Genomic DNA, 20,541 nt, shown 5'->3' with positions numbered 1-20,541 from the left:
GCGCTTGGAAGAAAAGGCGCGGCGTCTCACCCGCGTGTTCTATAGCTTGTTGCTTCACAAGATGTTTCAGTCGATCGTGGCATCCTCCGTACCATTGTTTAACAGCAGAGCTTCAACCAGAAGCGATGCGTTATTTTCAGCGAATTCGTTTGGCGCCTCCACGGGCTCTTCCCGAAAAGACGGCTGGTTTGGGCACCTCCTTCAAGCGCTCCACCATTCGCGACGCCTGCAGGCAGAGCGCACCCTTCGACAGAATCGTCACCTGGTCGACAGTGGGTGGCCCCAGTTTGCCTCCCGGTCAGATGTTGGAGGGCGCGACAATGCCGGTCAGTGAAAAGTCGTCCGAACGCAAGCTTCGAAGTTCGGCGCCGGGCGAGAATACGCTGCTCGCAACGATCGCCATCTGCGTTGTCATTTTTCACATCCTCGCAGCCACGATGTTGACTTCGATCCGCCAGAGCGATGCCGGGGCACCGCCCGAGCCGCCCGGACTGTCGTCCGGGGACTGATCGCCAGGTCGCTATTCCAGGATCTGACAGACAAGAAGGGTTAGCTCATGGGCGACATGGCGTCGTTTTGCCTGCTCAGTATCGCTGTGTTTTGCGGCGCTTTCGTCTCGGGCCTCGCGGGCTTTGCCTTTTCGGCGGTGGCCGGCGCGATTCTCCTTCACGTTCTCCCACCACGGGAGGCGGTCCCGCTGATGATGGCCTGCAGCATCACCGTGCAAGCCGCGGGTCTTTGGGCCTTGAGAAAAAGCATCCGCTGGAAACAGAGCTCGGGACTGGTCGTCGGTGGATTGCTTGGCGTTCCGATCGCCGTGTGGTTGCTGCAAGCTGCAGACGCGCGGATCTTCAGAGAGAGCTTTGGTATCGCCGTCGCCTGCTACGCGGCCTACACGTTATTCCGGCCGGTGCTTTCTCATCGCTTACAGATGAATGCGGGACGTAATGCATTAATCGGCTTCGGCGGAGGCTTTGTCGGCGGGTTGACGGCAATGCCGGGTGCAATACCGACCATATGGTGTGACATCCACGGCGTGCCAAAAACCGAGCAGCGCGGAATGGTTCAACCCTTCATCGCCGCTATGCAGATATTGGCACTTGTTCTCATGCTGATCCGAGGAGATCTGTCGACAAAGGTCCTGGTTGACTTCGCCGTCACCATCCCGGCGCTCCTTGTAGGAACGGCGCTCGGGATTTTTGTCTTTCGCTGCGTCAATGACGCGCTGTTCCGGCGAATTATTCTCAGCATCTTGCTGGTTTCGGGACTGTTGCTGGTGTTGTAGTTACGCCCGTCGCGCCACCAGGCGAGGGTGACGAGGCCCGCAACGGTTCCAGGATCCTCGTCACCCGGTTCAGCTCAGCCCGCGCTCTTCGGGACCGGTGTGTTGAGCAGCTGCTGTTCCCACAGGAACGCGATGCCACTCCCGCCGGCATGCTGCAGGATCACCTCCGTCAGCTTGACGGCTTGGTCGGCCCTGGCCCAGTCGCGCTGCCATTCGGCCGCCACTGCCAACCAGGTCATCATGTTGGCGCCGGCGGTAATCATGCGCTGGATGGCGACCTCGTGGGCCTCGACCGAGACGGCACCGGACGCATCTGTGACCACAGTGACGTCCCAGCCTTCGCCGAGGGCCTGGATCGTCGGCATCGCGACGCATATCTCGGTCCACAGACCGGCGATGATCAGCTGCTTGCGACCCGTGGCCTTGACCGCGTCCACCACCTTCTGGTCCTGCCAGGTGTTGATGAACGTCCGGTCGATCACCTCCTGTCCGGGGAACACTTCGGTGATCTGGGGGAAGAGGAGGCCACCCCGCTCGGCAATCACGCTCGTCAGGATCGTGGGGACACCGAAGGCCTTTGCTGCCTTCGCGAGAGCTGCCGTGTTGTTGATCACCATCTGCGGTTCGTGGCTGTTCACGTTCGCGAGCTGGTAGGGCTGGTGGTCGATCAGAACGAGCACTGAGTCTTCGGGACGAAGCAGCGAAGCAAGGCCGTTGCGAAGTTTCATCATGACATCCTTTGTTGCCGTGGAATGCGGCATCGGTTTTGGAGAGACGCTCGCCACAGGCGGCGCCACCTGGAGGGCTTATTGCCGTTCCCGTCTTCGATGCGGTAGTACCGTTTCGTGGCAAGCTGTGTCGCGAAATGAGGAACGCCAAAGTGGACATCGAAGAGCTGCGGACATTCGTAGAAGTTGCCGATGCTGGCGGAGTTTCGCCTGCTGCGCTCCGGCTCGGCGTCTCCAAGTCGATCGTCAGTCGACGGCTCTTGCGGCTTGAATCGGAACTTGGTGTCCAGCTTCTTGCACGAACCACCCGTGGCGCCGCTCTAACGGAAGCCGGGACGACGTTCCGAGACTATGCTGCGAGGGTCTGCACCGAAATCGACGTGGCCAAAGAGACGATCCTGCCTGCCGGCGAGCTTCGTGGACGCTTGCGAGTTGCTGTGCCGCTGTCGTTCGGCTCGAACTACTTCGCTCCCGTGATGGCGGAAATGGCGCGACGACATCCCCAGCTCCAAATCCACACCTGCTACAGTGACCAGTTCGTCGATCTCATCGCAGGAGGTTATGACTGCGCGATTCGGATTGGCCATCTTCAAGACTCGAATTTGATCGCCAAGCGCGTCGGACCGATCTACGGCAAGCTCGTTGCGAGTCCTGGCTACGTCAAAGAGCACGGGTCGCCTGAGACACCCGAGGAACTCATCGCCCATCAAGCTCTGATGCAGGGCACCGAAACTTGGCAGCTCATGGACGGCGACAAGATCATCACGGTTCGTCCACAGGGGCGCTTCAAGGCCGACAACGGCACAGCTCTGGTGGCCGCGGCAACAGCAGGACTCGGGATTGCCTACCTCCCCGATTTCCTCACTGATGAGTTGTTGGCATCGGGGGCGCTTGTTTCAGTCATGACCCGTCATCCACCACCTCCGGCGGGTGCCTATGTCATCCGCCCGCCAGGCCAGCATCCCGCGCGGAAGATCCGAGTCCTCACGGAATTGCTGATCGAGCATTGCGATCGGGTCAAGTGATTGATTTGCTGGTGGGCCCGGCAGGGCTCGAACCTGCAACCAGACCGTTATGAGCGGCGGGATATCGACCAGCTTCGTTGATCTTGCTGTGCCTTTGTTCGGGTTCGATCGCGTTCGTTGCATTTTGGCGCGGTCGTTTCTGGTGCGAAACTGGTGCGGTGCGCGTGGTGGTTGGTGGGAACGGTGATTGCGTCGATCTCCGTAAGCGAGCAGCAAGAGCTGCGTCGCGGTACGGAGCGCTGTCGACCTCGCCTTGCGGACAAGGGAAAATGACCCCGCATCAACCATCTGCAACGCCGGCTCACGGCCGTCCTTGTGGCAGAGGTGGTTAGCTACCTGTCGGCGCAGCCCCAGATCACGCGTCCCGCCTCAATTCAATGTCGGCGCCACTGCTCGCCATTTTTTGTGATGCGACAGGTAGGCTTGGGTGCTAAATTGTTCTTCAGGCGTCTATTTGGAAGTCTCGGCAAGCGGTGCTCACAGTCCGGCTCGAGGCGGTGCGATGCCCAAGATCCTGCTGGTCGAAGACAACGAGATGAACCGCGATATGCTCTCGCGACGCCTCGTGCGCGGTGGGTACGAGGTCATCCTTGCCGAGGACGGAGCGCGCGGCGTCGCGATCGCGACGAGCGACAGGCCAGATCTCATTTTGATGGACATGAGCCTACCGGTGATCGACGGTTGGGAGGCGACGCGCCAGATCAAGGCGACGCCCGAACTGCGCAAGATCCCTATCATCGCGCTCACGGCGCACGCCATGGCGACCGACCGGGACAAGGCCCTCAAGGCCGGCTGTGACGACTACGACACAAAACCGATCGAGCTGCAGAGGCTGTTGGGCAAGATCGAGACGCTGCTCGCAGCTACGGGACAATGGAGGAGCTAGAAATTCCGGACTGATGACGAGCTAGCTACACGGCTTCAGGAGGTTGTCGTCGCCATATTGCGGCCGGCGTAAGAACACACAAAATGGCCGCTCGCCGCGCTCCAGATGGGATGGACTCTGGCCAGGCGGTGGGTGCAGTCCTGCGAATTTCATCGCCGGCACCGGCGATCAGCTACCCTGCTCAGGCGGACGTCCTGACCGGGGCAGAGGCCCGATCGGGGCGGAGAGTTTGTCTTTGTGATGGAGACGACTCATGAAAACAGCGCAGTACAAGTGGTCCAAAAGTGACGGGTGGCGGCCGAATTTGCCAACTGGCGAAGTCGGACGTCAGAGTGTCGTGTTCGTTTTCGGTGCTAGGTCGTTGGTGCAGGCAGGCAGCCTCGTGGACGAGTTGCGCGACCACTTCAAAGGGGCCGCCATGCTTGGTTGCTCGACTTCCGGCGAGATTCTCGGCGACGTGGTCGTCGACGACTCTGTGAGTGCCACCCTTGTCGACTTCGAACATACGCGACTGCGGTTCGCCTCCGCTACGATTGGTGACGCAAAGGCAAGCTACAACGTCGGCAAGGAGCTCGCGCAGCAGTTGAACGACGCCTCGTTGCGCCACGTGTTCGTGCTTTCGGACGGCTTGCACGTCAACGGCTCCGACCTGGCGCGCGGTCTCGCGAGCGGCGTCTCGGAAGGCGTGTCGATCACTGGCGGCCTTTCCGGAGATGGAACCAACTTCGCCGAGACTTGGGTCATTGCCGACGGTGGCGCTGGCCCTCAGCGCGTGGCGGCGGTCGGTCTGTATGGCGACGATTTGCGCATTGGCTACGGATCGATGGGCGGCTGGCAGGCATTTGGGCCCCTGCGCACCATCACACGGGCCGAAGGCAACATCCTCTATGAGCTGGATGAGCGTTCGGCGCTCGATCTCTATAAATCGTACCTGGGCCCCCACGCCGACCAGTTGCCAAGCTCTGCCTTGCTTTTTCCCATCCTGGTTACCGAGGCAAAGGGCGGCCAGGGTGTCGTCCGAACCGTCCTGTCTGTGGACGAGCAGAAAAAGTCAATGACGTTCGCGGGCGACATCCCACAGGGCGGAACGGCGCAGTTGATGAAGACCAATGTCGACGATCTGGTCGACGGCGCGACCGCTGCCGCCAACGCCAGTCTCAGCGGGCTCGGCGGCAGGCGACCGGACCTTGCAATTCTGGTGAGCTGCGTCGGTCGTAAGCTCGTGATGAAGCAGCGCACCGAGGAAGAAATCGAAGCAATTCGAAATGTCTTCGGGGCGGATGCGAAGATTTCCGGGTTCTACTCCTACGGCGAGCTTTGCCCCTTCATGCATGGCGGCGACTGCCGCCTGCACAATCAAACCATGACAATTACAACTTTCGCCGAGGACTGAACGGTCACAGGGCACAGATGCACAGGCTGCTACGACGCCAGCTCAGAAAGCACCTCGGTGTGGAGGGCGAAGTACCGGCTGCGCTGCAGTCTTTCGTGGCGGCCGTCGATTCCGCATACACCGATTTCGATAGCGATCGGGCGATGGTCGAGCGCTCGCAAGAGCTGAGCTCGAAGGAGCTGTCGGAGGCACGCGACAAGGCAACAGAGGCGCAGCGCCGGTTGGTCGACGCGATCGAGAGCATCTCCGAGGGTTTCTCGCTCTACGATGCCGACGACAAGCTGGTTATATACAACCAGCGGTACCGGGACATGCACGGCACCGCCAGCATCAATGTCGTGAATCAGGGCGTATCGTTCGAGACAATCCTCCGCAACGCGACCGCGAGCGGCGAGATCCGCGACGCGGAGGGGCGCGTCGAAGCCTGGATCGAGCAACGCCTCGCTCAGCATCGCGATCCCAAGGGCACGCATGTGCAACGCCGCTCCGACGGGCGCTGGATCCAGATCAACGAGCGCAAAACCGATGACGGCGGCACCGTGGCGACCTACACCGACATCACCGACGTGAAGAAGGCGGAGCAGGCGATCCAAGAGAGCGAACAGCGGCTGCGCGTCATCGCCGAGGCCGCGCCTATGGCGGTGGCGATCGTAACCTTTGATGACGGGATCATCCGGTATGCCAATCGGCGCTTCAGCGAGATGTTCGAGCTCGAAGGTTCGTCTGCCCTGGGCCTGCAAGCGAAAACCCTCTACGCAGACCCGCAACATCGCGAGCGCTTCATCGGCGCGCTCACCGAGCACGGCCATGTGGAGGGCATGGAGATGCTGCTCAAGCGGGTTGGAGGCGAGGAGTTCTGGGCGCTCATAGCTTCTCAGCGCGTCGAGTTCGAAGGGCGCCCGGCGATGATCAACGGCCTCGCCGACATCAGCGACCGCAAGCGCATGGAAGGCGAGCTGCACAAGGCGATCTGGGCGAGCGAGCAGGCGACACGCGCGAAGTCGGACTTCGTAGCCAACATGAGTCATGAACTGCGCACACCCTTGAACGCGATCATCGGTTACAGTGAGATCCTGTTCGAGGACGCCCAGAGCGCCGGCCGCGAATCGGAGATGGCGGACCTGCGCAAGATTCAGGATGCCGGCAAGCATCTGCTCGGCCTGATCGACAACATCCTCGATCTTTCCAAGATCGAGGCTGGCAAGATGACGCTCTATCTCGAGACCTTCGAGCTCCGCCCCATGATCGATAGCGTCGCGGCGACCGTCACCCCGCTGGCCAAGAAGACCGGCAACGCTCTGGTGGCGAACTGTGCTGACGAGATCGGCACGATCCACAGCGATCTGACCAAGGTGCGGCAGACCCTGTTCAACCTTCTCAGCAATGCCTGCAAGTTCACGCGGAACGGGACGATAACGCTGACCGCGCTGCGTGACACGAATGCGGCTGGCGAATGGATCGAGTTCCAGGTGCGCGATACCGGCATCGGCATGACGCCAGATCAGCAGGCCAAGGTGTTCGAGGCCTTTACTCAGGCGGACGACTCGACGACCCGCGTCTATGGTGGTACGGGGCTGGGCCTCGCCATCACCAAGAGCTTCTGCCGGCTGATGGGTGGCGACGTGACGCTGACGAGCGAAGCCGGCAAGGGGACGGCGTTTGTAGTTCGTCTGCCGGCGGTAACACGCGCTGCATCGGACGCTACAGTCTCGGCGGCAGGCAAGCGTTCCGAGGGTCCGCAGGCTGCCGAGCCCGAGCATGCGCCGATCGTTCTCGTGGTCGACGATGATCCCAATGCGCGTGAGCTGCTGCGCCGACACCTGCAGCGCGGCGGTTACGCCGTTCGCGTGGCTGCCAATGGCGAGGAGGCGATGCAACTCGCCCGCACGCTGCACCCCGATGTCGTCACGCTCGACGCCCTGATGCCGCAGATGGATGGCTGGGCCGTGCTCAGCGCCATGAAAGAAGATGCGGTACTCGCGAAAATTCCTGTGATCATGGTCACGATCGTCGACAACCAGGGCATTGGCTTCTCGCTCGGTGCCGCCGATTACCTGGTCAAGCCGATTGATCGCGACAGACTGGTCAGCGCGGTGGAAAAGTGCTGCCCAAGGGGCGCGCCGCGACACGTGCTGATAGTCGAGGATGACGCGTCGGCCAGCGAGCTGATGGGGCGCGCCTTGCGGCAGATCGATTGCATGGTGACGCAAGCAGAGAATGGTCGGATTGGTCTTGAGCGTTTGAATGAGGCTTCACCCGATGCAATTCTGCTCGATCTGATGATGCCGGAGATGGACGGGTTCGAGTTCATCGCACGGGTGCGAGCCGAGTCCCGCTGGCGGAGCATCCCGGTCATCGTCGTCACCGCAAAGACGCTGACCGTTGAGGATCGCTCGCGCCTCAACGGCCAGGTACAGCATTTGGTGCACAAGGGCGAATACAGCGGCAAGGCCGTGCTGGCGGCGCTTGACGAACTGGTACCCCTGCACGCCCGGCGCGCGCGCGCGGATCGGCCATGAGTATCATTGACACCGACAGCGCGCGCGCTTGGCGCATTCAGCTTGCCCATCTTCGCCAGGAACTGCAGTCCCCGGTCAACGCCTTGCTCGGCTACGCAGAGATCCTGCACGAAGAGGCGTCCCGGAACGGGCGCTCGGACATCCTCCCCGATATGAACCGTATCCTCGGCGCAGCCCGGGATCTCGCCGGCAAGGTCGACCGGCTGATGGACGGCGATCGCGCCAAGAGCCCGCCCGGCTCAGCGGCCACCACGCAAGAACAGGATATTCGTCACGAGCTGCGCACGCCGCTCAACGCGATCAAGGGCTATGGTGAGATGCTGCGCGAGGATGCAGCCAGTTTCTCAAGCGACTCCCTGCGGGCGGATTTCGATCGCCTGCTGGCTGCGGCCACCGACCTGTTGCTGCGCCTCGATCGCATCGTGCGATTCTCGGTTGATGCCGAGGAGACGAGCCTGGCTCCCGATCAGACCGGCGCGGTAATGGTTAGCGACCTGATGCGCAGCCTCGGGCCGGTCCGGCAGTATGCTGCCACCGAAACCGGTTCTATTCTCGTCGTGGACGATATCGAGGCCAATCGCGACCTCCTGTCGCGCCGACTGACCCGCGACGGCCATCGCGTCTCTTCGGTGGCCGGCGGCCAGCAGGCGCTGCAGGCGCTCGCCAACGATGAGTTCGACCTCGTCCTGCTCGATTTGATGATGCCCGATATCAACGGGCTTGATGTGCTGGTGCGCATGAAGGCGGATGAGCGGCTGCGCCGCATTCCGGTGATCATGATCACGGCCTTGGCGGAGACCGAGAGCGCCGTCCGCTGCATCGAGGCCGGGGCCGAGGACTATCTGCCGAAGCCGTTTGATCCGATCCTGCTGCGCGCGCGGATCAATGCTTGCTTGCACAAGAAGCGCTGGCGCGACCGCGAGCAGAAGTATCTTCGCCGCATCGAGGAGGAGACCGCCAAGTTTGAGCGGCTGCTGCTGACAATCCTGCCAAGACAGGTGATTGGCCGTCTGAACCACGGCGAAGCCATGATTGCCGACCGCTTCGAGGGTGTGAGCGTTCTGTTCGCCGATCTGGTGGGCTTCACCGAGCATTCGTCACGGGTCACGCCTGCAGCGATGGTCGAGTACTTGAACCGGTTGTTCTCGGAATTCGACGCGCTTGCCCGTGAGCTCGGTGTCGAGAAGATCAAGACCATCGGCGACGCCTACATGGCCGTCGCCGGTTTGCCCGATCCGAACCCCGATGCGATCGCAGCGATCGCGAAAATGGCACTTGGCATGATCGATCGACTGGGACGCGTCAACAGCCATTTCGGCTGGCCGTTGCAAATCCGGATCGGCATACATTCGGGCCCCGTGGTTGCCGGCATCATCGGCGCACACCGCTTCATCTACGACGTGTGGGGCGATACCGTAAATGTCGCCAGCCGGCTCGAGGCCTACTCTCTGCCCAATCGAATCCATGTGTCCCGGGATATCGCCCGCCACCTCGTCGGTCGCTTCGCGCTGGAGCCACGCGGCAGCATTGACGTGAAGGGCAAGGGCAAATTGGAGACTTTTTTCTTGAGCCGGATTTAGGCTCGGCGTGGCTGCGCCACGCGTAGTCCGAGGAAGGGCGAAGCGTGGTGGGCCCGGCAGGACTCGAACCTGCAACCAGACCGTTATGAGCGGCCGAAGATTGGTCAGCTCCGTTGATCTCCTGCGGTTTTGTTCGGGTCCAAGTGCTTTCGTTGCGTTTCGTTTACGCCGGTTCTGGTACGAAGCTGGTGCGTGCTCCGAAACTTGCCTGAAGGCCCTAAGTCGGCGATCGACAGCGTTTGGTGGTGCAAACCTTCGGACGAACTCGCAAGTTGCAGAATAGTCCGAGAGCGGACCAAATCGGCCATGATTGCTTTCACGATTGGCCTTCTGCGATCATCGCGGCACGGGTCTGGAGTCCGATCTAATCCGTCCATCGAGGCATGGGCCGGACAACGGCGCGCGCTTAATGGGCGCTTAATGCTTTTGCGCAACAGATAGATCACCAGCGCGGAATTAGTCCTAGTTACGAGTGCGAGCCGAGCTCCCGAGGAGGGGAATCGGATGGGACTGCTATTTGTCGGAGTGCTGGCAGGAGTCCTGATCGGCTTTGGCTGGTTCGCGCCGTCCCGGGGGTATTTCCTCGGGTGCGCATCACGACCCTGTTTCGACAGGGGCGCTGTCGCCCAAACCGCGCAGCCGATGCCGACTGCGTTGGCGCCAGAGCCTGCGGTTGTCAGATCGAATTCCGCAACGCAGGCAAGGCCCGGCAAGACATCAACTCCGAAGAAACGCGGATCGACCGATCTTGCCAAAGCGGCGTCCCCGCGGACGAGGATCAGCGTCCCGGCACCCGAACGGACCGCGGAAATGTCGGATCCTGCTCTGGACAAGGCGAAGGTTGCGATCGCGACGCAGATGGGGGACCCAGAAACGGTCGAACTCAGCGACGTGAAGCGCGCAATGCGAAAGAACATGCTTGGACGCCGCGTGGATACGATTTGCGGGCGCGTGAAAGGAAGAATCGCGACAGGCGGCGAGACTGGAGAGAGGCCGTTTCTGTATCTCGTGAAGGAGGATGAAGCATACGTCGTCGACGGTAGGTCAGGGTCGGCGGCCTCAACGGCGTATCGAAATATCTGCAATTAGGGATGCGTCGACTGCGCCACCGCGCGGTACACGCCAAAATGATTTGAGCGGAAAGAATTTCCACCCAGGTGTCAAGTGATCCCGCAGTGGATGCGGCACTAACGGCGGCACTGCGCCGCTCTCGTGATGATGCATTCAGGATGAACGCAGCAGCACGGGAGACGCAATACGGAATGGGAATATAGCGGAAATTCTTTTCATCTCGAGGGCATCATGCACGACATAATCAACACGTCAAAGCGGCTCAATGAATCGCTTCACTTGCCGGTTCTGGTGATCATCGAGCCGCTCGTGTTGCCTCGTACATGCATTCTGCACGTCCTCAGGAGGGAGTTGGACGAACTTGAGATCCTTGACATGGCAACGGTCCAAGGCCTGGACTGCACGTCAGCCCGCGATGTTCGTCTGGTGATGCTGAGTATCGCGGACAAGCCCATCGGCGATCCCTCGGTTGAGGACGATCTCGCCTTCGTTGCGGAGTGTTGTCCCAACGCCGCCACTGTTGTCCTCTCAAACCATGACGACGAACCGACCGTGCAGGCCGCGATGCAGCGGGGCGTGCGCGGCTTTCTTTCCACCTCGCTACCGATCGAGATCGCCATAGCTGGCCTGCGCCTTGTTCTTGTCGGCGGCGCCTACAGGCCGTTGCCCGTGGCCGGGATGAACAGGATACCGGATTTCGAGCCACCGGATGCGCGCGGGCTTGTGCCCGCATATCTGATTAACGAGGGAGCCAGAGTGGCTATCGACAGGAGGAGCGTGACCGATCTCACGCCTCGTGAGCAACAGGTTCTGGCGGAACTGGAGCTCGGCCTGCCCAACAAGCTGATCGCCGCCAAATTGGGCCTCTCGGAAAGCACAGTCAAAATGCACATTCAGCATATCATGAGGAAATGTGCTGCGCACAATCGCACGGAAGCCGTCCTCCGCTGGCGCGGCCGGTTGCCCGCGCAGAGTCGCGATCACGACCCCGGTGCGGCTCTAATGCCGGAGACCTAAAGCATGATCCGGACCCGGAGGGCCGCGTTAGCGCAAGGTGCGCAGCGGTTCTCCCTCGCGACAAACGCGGAACGCGTTTGCGTGGAGATCATGCTCCAACAACAACCTAAAGCGCGATGACGATTCATCCCAATCTCATCGCGCTTTAGTCCTCTCTGAATGCACCACGGAAGCTGTCGAGCAGGGGCCTGAGCGCGTAGAGAGCCACGGTGCCTCGCCCGGTCGTGATGAACACTTGAACCGGCATGCCGGGGACGATCTGGATGTCGTTTGCCGCGATCTGCCCATCGTCGATCCGGATCTTTGTCGCGTAGTATGGCTGGTCGGTACGCTTGTCGAGGAGCCGGTCTGCGGATACGTGCACGACGGTTCCCTTCAGGCGAGGCACGCGACGCTGATTGTACGGTACCAGGTGAACCTCGGCACTGAGGCCGGGATGAACCACATCGATGTCCTCGGGCCTCAGGCGCGCGGTTACGATGAGACGGTCTTGCCGGGGCACTAGGTCCATGAGCGGAGCACCTGCTCCGATGACACCGCCGGCTGTATGAACCCGCAGATCGGTTATCACGCCGTCCTCGGGCGCCTTGACCTCCGTTCGCGATAGCTGATCCCTGGCCGCAAGCAACCGCTCGCGGAGCTGGAATATCTGGTTCTGTGCTTCACGAAGCGACTGTGCGATCTCGTTCTGCCTCTCGCTCTCGAGCTTGAACAATGTGGCCTGCTGTTCGCTGATGACCTGCCCGGCGCGGGCAATCTGCGCGGCGATCTCGCCGCGGCGGCCCTCGACGTCGGCCAGCTCCCGCTGCAGGTTCAGAAGCCGCGGCCGCCGTTCGAGCCCCTTGTTGACGAGGGTCGCGACCATATCCAGTTCCTCCCGAACGATGTCGACCCGCTGCCCGGTGGCGGTTTCCTGAGCCTTGAGACCTTCGATCTCCTTCTCGACTTGATGCCTTCGTTCGCGAATGACCGCAAGCTGCGACTCGTGAACCTGCATGCGTGCCTGAAAAATGAACTGCTGCGCCGACACCGCAGCGGCGGCCACTCCGTTCTGCCTGCTGTCCTGTTCCAGCGCGTCCGGGATTGCGATCCTCTCGAATCTCTGCTGCTCGGCTTGAAGCCGTGCGGCACGAGCAGCAGCATCCCAAAATTGACCTTGGAGGCTTTGCATCTCCGAGCCGGCCCGGGTGTCGTCCAGCGCGATCAGCGTTTGGCCGCTGCGCACGATATCGCCATCCGAAACCAGGATCTTCCTGACGATACCGCCTTCCAGATGCTGGATCGTCTTGCGGCTCGATTCCGATTCCAGGACGCCAGACGCGATCGCGGCGCTCTCGAGAGGCGCGAGGCTCGCCCATGTACCAAGCCCCAGCATGAAGCAGAGCACCAGCAGATTGCCCGCGACGGTGATGCCGCGAAGCCTTCCGCGCGGAGAGGTCGGCGTGGGCGTCGAGCACCATGGAAATTCCAGAGGCTCGAAATCGTCGATTGCGGTCACCACGACGCCAAATCGCCGAGCGGGCGGGGGGCTCGCCGGCGCTCGCACGAGCTGGTCCCTGATCATGGGAAGTCTCGAGACGGCGGGAAGTTTCCAGATGGTGAGAGAATTCCAAATCATGGCGCTATCTGTGAAGTAACCTGGGGTCGGCTCAGGTGCCGTTCAAAGATGTCCTCGCGGTCGCCGAACGCGGCGACCGCACCGTCCTCCATGATGGCAATCTTGTCCGTAGCGGCGAGAAGACCCATCCGGTGAGTGATGACGACAAGGATGACGCCTGCGAGCTTCATGCGCTCGATGGCATCCAGGAGCATTCGCTCGCCCCCGTAGTCGAGGCTGGCGTTGGGTTCGTCGAGAACGATGAGGCGTGGACTGCCAAAAAAGGCGCGGGCAAGACCGAGGCGCTGCCGATACCCGCGCGAGAAGGTTGCTTCACTCTGAACCACCGTGTCGTAACCCAGCGGCAAGCGCATGATCGCCCCATGGATACCGACGAGCTTGGCCGCTTCGATGACCTTCCGCCGATCGGCATCGTCAAGGCGTGCGATGATGTCGTTGATCGTGTCGCCGAGGAGGTTGATGTCCTGGGGGAGATATCCGAGGCGGTCGCCTTTTAGGCCCTCGCGAAACAGCGAGACGTCGGTATTGTCGAGGACGACACGGCCATGCGTTGGCATCGACAGCCCGGCGATCACCTGGCCGAGCAAGGACTTGCCTGACCCGGACGGACCGATGATGCCAAGGCATTCTCCGGGCATGAGGCTGAACGAGACGCCGTTCAGGAGCAGATGGTTGGTCCCCGCAAGCCTCACGTCAACATTGTCGACGACGAGGCCGCTTCGCGCCTGCAGCGGGGAAACCTCCGGGCTCTGCTGCCGGGCGACGGGGAATGCGGCGAGAAGTGCGCCGAGCCGCTGACAAGCGCTCACGGCCGTCACGAGCGATTTCCAGCCTGCGACCGCACTTTCGACCGGCGCGAGCGCCCGGCTGAACATCAGCGTTGAAGCAAAGATGATTGCCGGACTCTTCCCGTGATCGAGGACGAGCCATGCGGCAGCCCCCATGATCAGGACCTGCGACAGCGCGCGAACCGGCTTGGCAGCCAGTGAGACGATCTCGCCTCGCCGGAGTGCCACATCGTGCTCTCTGCGGGCGTGCTGCGCGTCACGGTGGATCATGCGCGCAGCGCTATCGAGCATTCCCATGGCGCGGATCATGTGGATGTTGCTTGCTGCAGTCTGGAGGCGGCCGCAGCTTCTGGATAGCGCTGCGCCGGATCTGAGCAGAACGTCTTCCGTGACCAGCTCTCCGGCAACCGTGAGCGCGAACAGGAAGGCGACGCAGCAGGCGCCCACCACGCCAAGCAGGGGATGGATCAGAAAGAGCACAAGGAGGAACAAGGGCGCCCAGAGCGCGTCGAACAGCATCGGACATACGCCGGACTCGACGAACTGGCGCAGCACGGTGAGATCCCGATACGCGCCCGACGCCCGCGTCCAATCGCTGCGAAGCGCTGATTCGAGGCCGGCCGTAAGCACGCAAGGACGAAGGCGATCGTCGAGCCATGCGCCAAGGCGTCCAAGGACGGCGCGCCGCAATGCATCGAACACGCCGCCGACGACCACCGTGATCGCGACAATGAGCGTGAGCAGCAGCAACGTATCGCCACTCCGGCTCGACAACACCCGGTCGTAGATCTGAAGAAGATAGATGGAAGGCGCAAACAGAAGCAGATTGTAGCTGCAGCTATACGCGAATACGAGACCGAGCGGTCCAGCGCAGGACCGGAGGGCCGCGTGCAGTGGCGTCCCGATCTGCGGCAGGATAGGCAACCGAATGGGCGGCATCAGCATGATCGTCACCGCCTGAAAGTGAGGTCCGGCGTACTTGACTGATGGCCAACGCCATCTGCCAACGGGTCAGCAGGGTATTGGCTCGAACTTCAGGACCGGTGGCAGCGGCCACCGGTCCTGGCAGCCGGACGAGCCGGTGGTCAGAACGTATCGAGATGGAAGCTCACTTCTCCGCCCAGCGCGGCGTTGCCGTCTCCGCCATTTCCGCCGATGCCGGCCACGACCTCCTGGTGCTGATCCACCGCGACCTTGTTGATCTGGGTGGCATCTGTATTGGCGTATACCTTGGAGGTATCGTAGCCGCTGTAGGACTTCTGGCTTCCGTTCGACTCGGCGTCTCCGCCATGGGCCTTCGAAAACCACGAGGCCTTTGCGTTGGCGCCGCCCGCATCCCAATCAGCCGTCTGTTTGACGTGATCGCCGGTGTTCACGTGCACGTCGGCACCGACCGCCTTGTTGGTTGGATCGAAGTTGAGCGTCGGCTTGCTGATGATGGCTCCCTTGAAGGTGCCGTCGCCGCCATTTCCGACGTTCTGACCACCGGTGCTGATCGATTTGAATTCGATCGAGTCCGAGATGTTGATCGCTTTGGGCATCATGTGTGCCTCCCTCTGTTGGCTTTCGTGCATCATCCATCCCGATCAGGCGGACGCGCGCGGCAAGTCTGATCCGCCCACGCGCGATGGCGATAGATGTCAAAACGGACACCATCCGGCTTGGTCGACCTATGTACGAAAGTACGACATTCATTGCGCCGCATCGGAGTTCGAAACATCCGGGAAGGCCTGCAGAGCATCGACGCAGCTCGCGATCGGGTTTGTGATAGGGGCACGATGTGCCGCTATCCCATCAGGTGAAGATCCGACAGAAGATGGGCGGAGAGATCGCCACCCAGTGCGAGATTGCCGTTGCCACCGTCCCCGCCAAGTCCGGCGATCTGGACCGCACTCTGGTCGATGTGCACGTTGTTGACCTGATCGGCTACGGCTGTCGAATGGGGGCCCGCGATCGCGATATTAATGGGTGCATAGATCGCGACGCTGACATCGATCAGGCTGCCGGCAAAATATCCGTTGCCGCCATTTCCTGCGCCGTTTGAACCGGTCGCGATCGTGTCGGAGCCGTCCCACAGGCTATGGGAAAGAAGGCTTGCATGGCCGCCCGCCGCGACGTTGGCGTTGCCACCGTGCCCGCCAATGCCGACGATCTGAACGATGGATTGATCCACGTAGGCGTCGTTTGTCTGGACCGAATGAACGTTGGAGCCATAGCCCGCGACTGCGATGTTGATCGGGTCGTACAGGACGAACGAAGTATGGACGAGCCCGCCGTAGAACGCGCCGTCGCCGCCATTGCCGGCCTGGCTTCCGCCGGTCTGAATATCCGGGACGCCCCCTCCGTTGCTTGATCCCCAACTGGGGTCGAGCGTCATGACGCTGCCGCCGGCGGCCACATTGCCACTTCCGCCACTTCCGCCGACACCCGCGATCTGAGTGGCCGACTGATCGATGTCGACCGTGTTCGATTGGCTTGCATGCGCAGTGCCGCCGGAGGCCGCCACCGCAATATTGATCGGATGATAGATCACCACGGGAGCGTCCACTATCGCACCCGAGAAATAGCCGCTGCCACCGTTTCCGGCGCCGTTGTCTCCGCTCGCGATCACGCCGGCGCCTAAGGACGTACCGATGCTGCCTCCCGATACAACATTATAATTGCCACCATGGCCCCCGACGCCGGCCATCTGAAAGGCTGATTGATCGACATTCAAATTGTTGGACTGGTTGGCCAGGGCGACCGAGCCGTATCCCAGGCTCATTGAGATGTTGATCGGTTCATAGATCAACAGGGACGCGTGAATGATACTTCCGTAAAAGTAGCCATCCCCGCCATTCCCGGACGTGTTCGCCCCACTCTCGACCGAAGCGACGCCCCTCCCGGGATGTGATGCGCCGGAAGCGGGCGTAGTGGACGAAACATCCAAACCCGCCGTAGCGTGGTTGCCGGCGTGGCCGCCCGTGTCGACCCCCGATGTGAGATGTTTTGATTGAATCGGGTCGGAGTCATTGTGCTGGGTATTCGCGCTCGCGGGGTGCGATCCAGGACCTGCAAATTGACCTGCAAACGGGCCGGGACCATGGACCAGGGCGCTACCGCCGACCGCGTCGGTCAGGAACGGGGCGTTCGGTGCCGGACCCGCTTCGTCGTCACCATCGTACCCATCGTGCCGATGAGAGGCGTGATGCAGCCGGATTCCATCCGACATTCGCGAAAAATCCATCGTGGCCTCCCTCATCGCAATCGCTCCATGCAATCGGACGGGTTCTGCACTCCAGACAGAATGTCATCCCGGGAAGGTCGAAAGCCCAGTCGTCAGTTCGGATATGGCGCTTCGTCTGGCACCCGTAACATCGGCTACATCCGTTCGGGTGCGGTTACAGCCTTTGCTGGCGCGGAATTCGTAACTGCGCCAGGGCAGGTGGAGAAAAACTAAAGAAGTGTTTTCCCATGCTCCAGATCAGGATCTATGACGCGCAGAAGAATGCGCGCGAGGAAATCTACCGGGGTTCCGGGTACTCGACCAAGCTATGCACGAGGTGGGGCGGCAAATTGAGACGAGCGGACCGATCTAACCTTAGGAAAAGTCCTAACTGTCGGAGGTAGTCGGTGTCGTGTGCACTGGGAGATCAAGAAAAATCAACGCAGAGTCAGTTTTGGGATGGTCGGCTCGGCCGTTACGGCGTGCTCTTCAAGTTGGCGACTTGCCCGAGCTTGGGACGCAAGGATAGGCGGACGATCGGAGGAAATATCGCAGATTTGCGTCGTGTGGGGAAAGGCGGTAGCGGTCTCCTGACTCGAACGCCCGACGCCTCATCTTGTAGGTTTTCGCGAGGTGCGCGTATTTGCTACCAGTGGCTCTGTCGGAGCATCTCCACCCGATGAGTGGGCGACGATTACATTCACCCTAAGTCGGTCTAGCGCCATCGAGTGGATTTGCGATGCGCGAACTTACGCACGAACGAAAAGTGGACGTATCTGGTGCGGTTTCTGGTGCAGTCGTCGCGGTGCGGGCAACGAAGACCAAGCAAGTCACTGATATTCTTGGTGGGCCCGGCAGGACTCGAACCTGCAACCAGACCGTTATGAGCGGGAAGGGGTGCCCGAAGGATACTGAAAACGCTGAAGAATTTTGATGAGGATTGATCGCGTTCGTTCTCGTTTGGTTGCGCCGTAGTATTGGATATTGATTGGTTGGGCTGCGTAGCCATGGGGCGGAAGCCGTAGTCCTCCGGTGGCGGGTTTACACCGACTCAGCCATCATGCAGCCCAGCTGCGAAGACAGTTTAGATGCTACTTGATCGTACTGGCCGCGGGGTGCTGGAGCGATGACTAGTGCTAACAGATACCATCACGGCCCTCACGGGGGTGCTCGGTGTAATAACCTCGCTCGTCGCGCTTATAGTGACGATACGTGGTGAAATCCGAGCGAGCCGACAGGATCGGCGGCGTCGGAAATAGTCGACACCGAAAAGCTAGCAGTAAGAGGCCGCCCAACTGAGGCGGCCTCTTTCATTTTCATCCTTAAGAATACCGCACCGCCACGAGCGGCTTTTTCGTGCGCACCACCAACAGAAGAAGACATGAGCAACAAACTTGATTTTATTACATACCTTAAATCTACCCTCACGGCCGCCTCCGTAAAGCTACTTGCCGCCAATCCAACCAACACGGCGACAGCCGGCCGCCTTGATCAGATTGTGCGGACCGCGGGCGATAACGTGTCCGATGGCTACTGGCCGCGCATCGCGCCGCTGTACGAGCCATTCGCACCTAAGCTGCAGTTGGCAGTGATGCATCTGAACGCAGACATCATTGCCGGCCTGAAGTCCGTACCTGACTTCGATGCTTACTTCGCGATGCTCGCGTCGGAAGTGCAGACCTAATTACGATGTCGGCCCGTCGCTAATTTGCGGCGGGCGTTTCCATCAACGAGACGCTCCCGCGATTTGTCGTCTCATTATTCACAATGAAAGTGCTTATGTTCCACAACAAGACAAATTTTAGCGCTGCACTCTCTGACCAAATCCAAACTTCCGCAAGGTGGCGCGATAGCAACGCGAGCCGCTATAAGCATGATCAGCGCAACGCCGCTGCAGCTCAGCGTCTCAGAAAATTGGAAACTCAAATTTCCGTCTCGGACGAAGATTGGTCAAAGCTAGCACCGTTGCTGACCGACCAATCCTGCTTAGCAGCGATTTCCGAGACGAATCGCGATGTTGGATTTCGTACATACCCTACCGACTTTACGGCATGGCTGGAGAACTTGCGCTCGAATCTGACGCGCGGTTGATCGCCAACAGATGAAGCAATCACCAACTGGCGCAACGCCGGTCGCAGCTCCCGGTTCTCTGTTAAGTCAATACAAGTTGCTACGCGCGGTTATTGACGCGCCGTGGGCCACCCGTTTGGATCACAAGATCACGAGTCATGTCATCGATCGCTATTTTGGCAAGTACGGTGTCGCTCGCGCTAGCCTTCGCTACTTGGAATTGGCAACCGGAGCGACCCGAACCAACATTATTGAGTCACTGCGCCGCATCACCGACCAAGGAGCTATCAGCATCAAGCGGCTAGGCATCGGCACTCGCCCGACCGAGTATGGCCTGAACTTCGACTTCGCCACCATAACCGCTAGAGGTCCTGTAGAGGATACCGCTACTAGCGGTCCTATAGACATACCTCTGCCGGTCCCGTGGGCGATACCGCTAGCGTGTCTAGCGGTCCTGTAGACAATACCGAATCCTGCTTACTTAACGAGCTTACAAGCTCGCTTAAGGTAAGCAGAATTGAACATACCCATGCCGCGGCTTCGCCGCCGCCCGTGGGTGGCCTATAGGCCACCACGGCGGGGACGGCACGGGACCCCGGCGGTTTCGAAGAGCTCTGGGCCGCCTATCCTCGGAAGCACCATCGGTCTAAGGCACAGGCCGCGTACAGAGCGTTGGCGCCGTCGCCAGCACTCCACGCCACCCTTGTGACGCAAGCCGCTGCTTGGGCTTCGCATTACCAGCAAACGGCTACCGAAAAGAAATGGTGGAAGCACCTGCACACTTGGCTTGCCGAAGAGCGATACCTTGAAGACTTGCCGGAGCCATATGAAAACCCAAAGGAGGCGGCGATAGCCCGCGCAAGAGAGAACAGCCTACGTAAGACCGACAAGTCCAAAGAGTCCGGCAAGTCGGGCCTATCACCGAAAACGCCGGTCGGGCGCCATACTGTCAATATTGTCGGTACCGATGTGACCGGAGGCGGCTGGACGCAAGAATCCGAACTTCAAATCAAGTTCCGGATTGAGGACGGCGATCACGAGGGCAAGGAGTTTTCACACTCCTTCAAACTAATGTCCGCCGACGAAAGCGCACAGGATCAAGGTCTAGCCACTTTCCGCCAGATTCGAGAAGCCACCGGAGTTCTAGAGCCCGAAGATACGTCAGACCTCCACGACAAAACTCTGTTGGCCACGGTGAGAGCGATGGGACGCATCGAGTACGCACCCTTGTAGCACCATACAGGCGGCGCGGTGGAACCCCGGGCCGTCGCTACCACCGTCTCTCGCCTAGTCGCCGGTTGGCGTCTGCTTTCAGAGGTATTGCAGAAGTTCTATTCCCCCGCCGTGAGGTCCGAG

General features: G+C 60.7%; 17 protein-coding genes. 12 read left to right on the top strand and 5 right to left on the bottom strand.

Features of this window, described 5'->3' with window-relative positions; all coding sequences use genetic code 11:
* Window positions 1-125 precede the first annotated feature (125 nt).
* Window positions 126-509, top strand: coding sequence for a hypothetical protein (locus XI08_RS07915; RefSeq protein ID WP_271574019.1), 384 nt, complete (start codon window positions 126-128; stop codon window positions 507-509).
* Window positions 510-556: 47 nt separating this feature from the next.
* Complete coding sequence (locus XI08_RS07910; protein WP_027549466.1) at window positions 557-1,285, top strand: sulfite exporter TauE/SafE family protein; 729 nt, start codon at window positions 557-559, stop codon at window positions 1,283-1,285.
* A 74-nt stretch (window positions 1,286-1,359) separates the two neighbouring features.
* On the opposite strand, the gene XI08_RS07905 is transcribed toward XI08_RS07910, so the two are convergent.
* Window positions 1,360-2,013 (bottom strand): hydrolase, encoded by a 654-nt coding sequence (locus XI08_RS07905; protein ID WP_271574018.1) that lies wholly within the window; start codon window positions 2,011-2,013, stop codon window positions 1,360-1,362.
* Between the two features lie 152 nt (window positions 2,014-2,165).
* On the opposite strand from XI08_RS07905, the gene XI08_RS07900 reads away from it, so the two are divergent.
* From XI08_RS07900 to XI08_RS07870, 7 genes are all read left to right on the top strand, one after another.
* Window positions 2,166-3,038 (top strand): LysR family transcriptional regulator, encoded by an 873-nt coding sequence (locus XI08_RS07900; RefSeq protein WP_271574017.1) that lies wholly within the window; start codon window positions 2,166-2,168, stop codon window positions 3,036-3,038.
* Between the two features lie 502 nt (window positions 3,039-3,540).
* On the top strand, window positions 3,541-3,924 hold the full coding sequence (locus XI08_RS07895; protein ID WP_271574016.1) for a response regulator: 384 nt from the start codon (window positions 3,541-3,543) through the stop codon (window positions 3,922-3,924).
* A 253-nt stretch (window positions 3,925-4,177) separates the two neighbouring features.
* The gene (locus XI08_RS07890) at window positions 4,178-5,317 is read left to right on the top strand and encodes an FIST signal transduction protein (protein ID WP_271574015.1); all 1,140 of its coding nucleotides are present in this window, start codon (window positions 4,178-4,180) and stop codon (window positions 5,315-5,317) included.
* 95 nt (window positions 5,318-5,412) lie between these two features.
* A complete protein-coding gene (locus tag XI08_RS07885) occupies window positions 5,413-7,836 on the top strand; it encodes a response regulator (protein ID WP_271574014.1) in 2,424 nt (807 codons plus the stop codon).
* Entirely contained in the window at window positions 7,833-9,416 is a 1,584-nt protein-coding gene (locus XI08_RS07880) for an adenylate/guanylate cyclase domain-containing protein (protein WP_271574013.1), read from the top strand. Before XI08_RS07885 ends, XI08_RS07880 begins: the two co-directional genes overlap by 4 nt.
* 810 nt (window positions 9,417-10,226) lie before the next feature.
* Window positions 10,227-10,505 (top strand): hypothetical protein, encoded by a 279-nt coding sequence (locus XI08_RS07875; protein WP_271574012.1) that lies wholly within the window; start codon window positions 10,227-10,229, stop codon window positions 10,503-10,505.
* Window positions 10,506-10,718: 213 nt separating this feature from the next.
* Entirely contained in the window at window positions 10,719-11,504 is a 786-nt protein-coding gene (locus tag XI08_RS07870; RefSeq protein ID WP_049824052.1) for a response regulator transcription factor, read from the top strand.
* Between the two features lie 145 nt (window positions 11,505-11,649).
* Here the strand turns inward: XI08_RS07870 and XI08_RS07865 are convergent, their stop codons facing one another.
* From XI08_RS07865 to XI08_RS07850, 4 genes are all read right to left on the bottom strand, one after another.
* On the bottom strand, window positions 11,650-13,002 hold the full coding sequence (locus tag XI08_RS07865) for an HlyD family type I secretion periplasmic adaptor subunit (protein WP_271574011.1): 1,353 nt from the start codon (window positions 13,000-13,002) through the stop codon (window positions 11,650-11,652).
* 116 nt (window positions 13,003-13,118) lie between these two features.
* Window positions 13,119-14,855: a type I secretion system permease/ATPase gene (locus tag XI08_RS07860; RefSeq protein ID WP_271574010.1), complete on the bottom strand. Its 1,737-nt coding sequence runs from the start codon at window positions 14,853-14,855 to the stop codon at window positions 13,119-13,121.
* 140 nt (window positions 14,856-14,995) lie between these two features.
* A complete protein-coding gene (locus tag XI08_RS07855; RefSeq protein ID WP_027549458.1) occupies window positions 14,996-15,454 on the bottom strand; it encodes a hypothetical protein in 459 nt (152 codons plus the stop codon).
* A gap of 242 nt (window positions 15,455-15,696) precedes the next feature.
* Window positions 15,697-17,136 (bottom strand): hypothetical protein, encoded by a 1,440-nt coding sequence (locus tag XI08_RS07850; protein WP_271574009.1) that lies wholly within the window; start codon window positions 17,134-17,136, stop codon window positions 15,697-15,699.
* A 1,360-nt stretch (window positions 17,137-18,496) separates the two neighbouring features.
* On the opposite strand from XI08_RS07850, the gene XI08_RS07845 reads away from it, so the two are divergent.
* The 3 genes from XI08_RS07845 to XI08_RS07835 all read left to right on the top strand — a co-directional run bounded on the left by XI08_RS07845 (window position 18,497) and on the right by XI08_RS07835 (window position 20,418).
* Entirely contained in the window at window positions 18,497-18,799 is a 303-nt protein-coding gene (locus tag XI08_RS07845; RefSeq protein ID WP_271574008.1) for a hypothetical protein, read from the top strand.
* Window positions 18,800-18,894: 95 nt separating this feature from the next.
* On the top strand, window positions 18,895-19,206 hold the full coding sequence (locus XI08_RS07840; RefSeq protein WP_271574007.1) for a hypothetical protein: 312 nt from the start codon (window positions 18,895-18,897) through the stop codon (window positions 19,204-19,206).
* 684 nt (window positions 19,207-19,890) lie between these two features.
* Window positions 19,891-20,418 (top strand): hypothetical protein, encoded by a 528-nt coding sequence (locus tag XI08_RS07835; RefSeq protein ID WP_271574006.1) that lies wholly within the window; start codon window positions 19,891-19,893, stop codon window positions 20,416-20,418.
* Window positions 20,419-20,541: the final 123 nt, after the last annotated feature.

The organism is Bradyrhizobium sp. CCBAU 11361 (assembly GCF_028128935.1).
Lineage (GTDB): Bacteria > Pseudomonadota > Alphaproteobacteria > Rhizobiales > Xanthobacteraceae > Bradyrhizobium > Bradyrhizobium niftali.
This window is presented reverse-complemented; position numbering and strand designations above follow the sequence as displayed.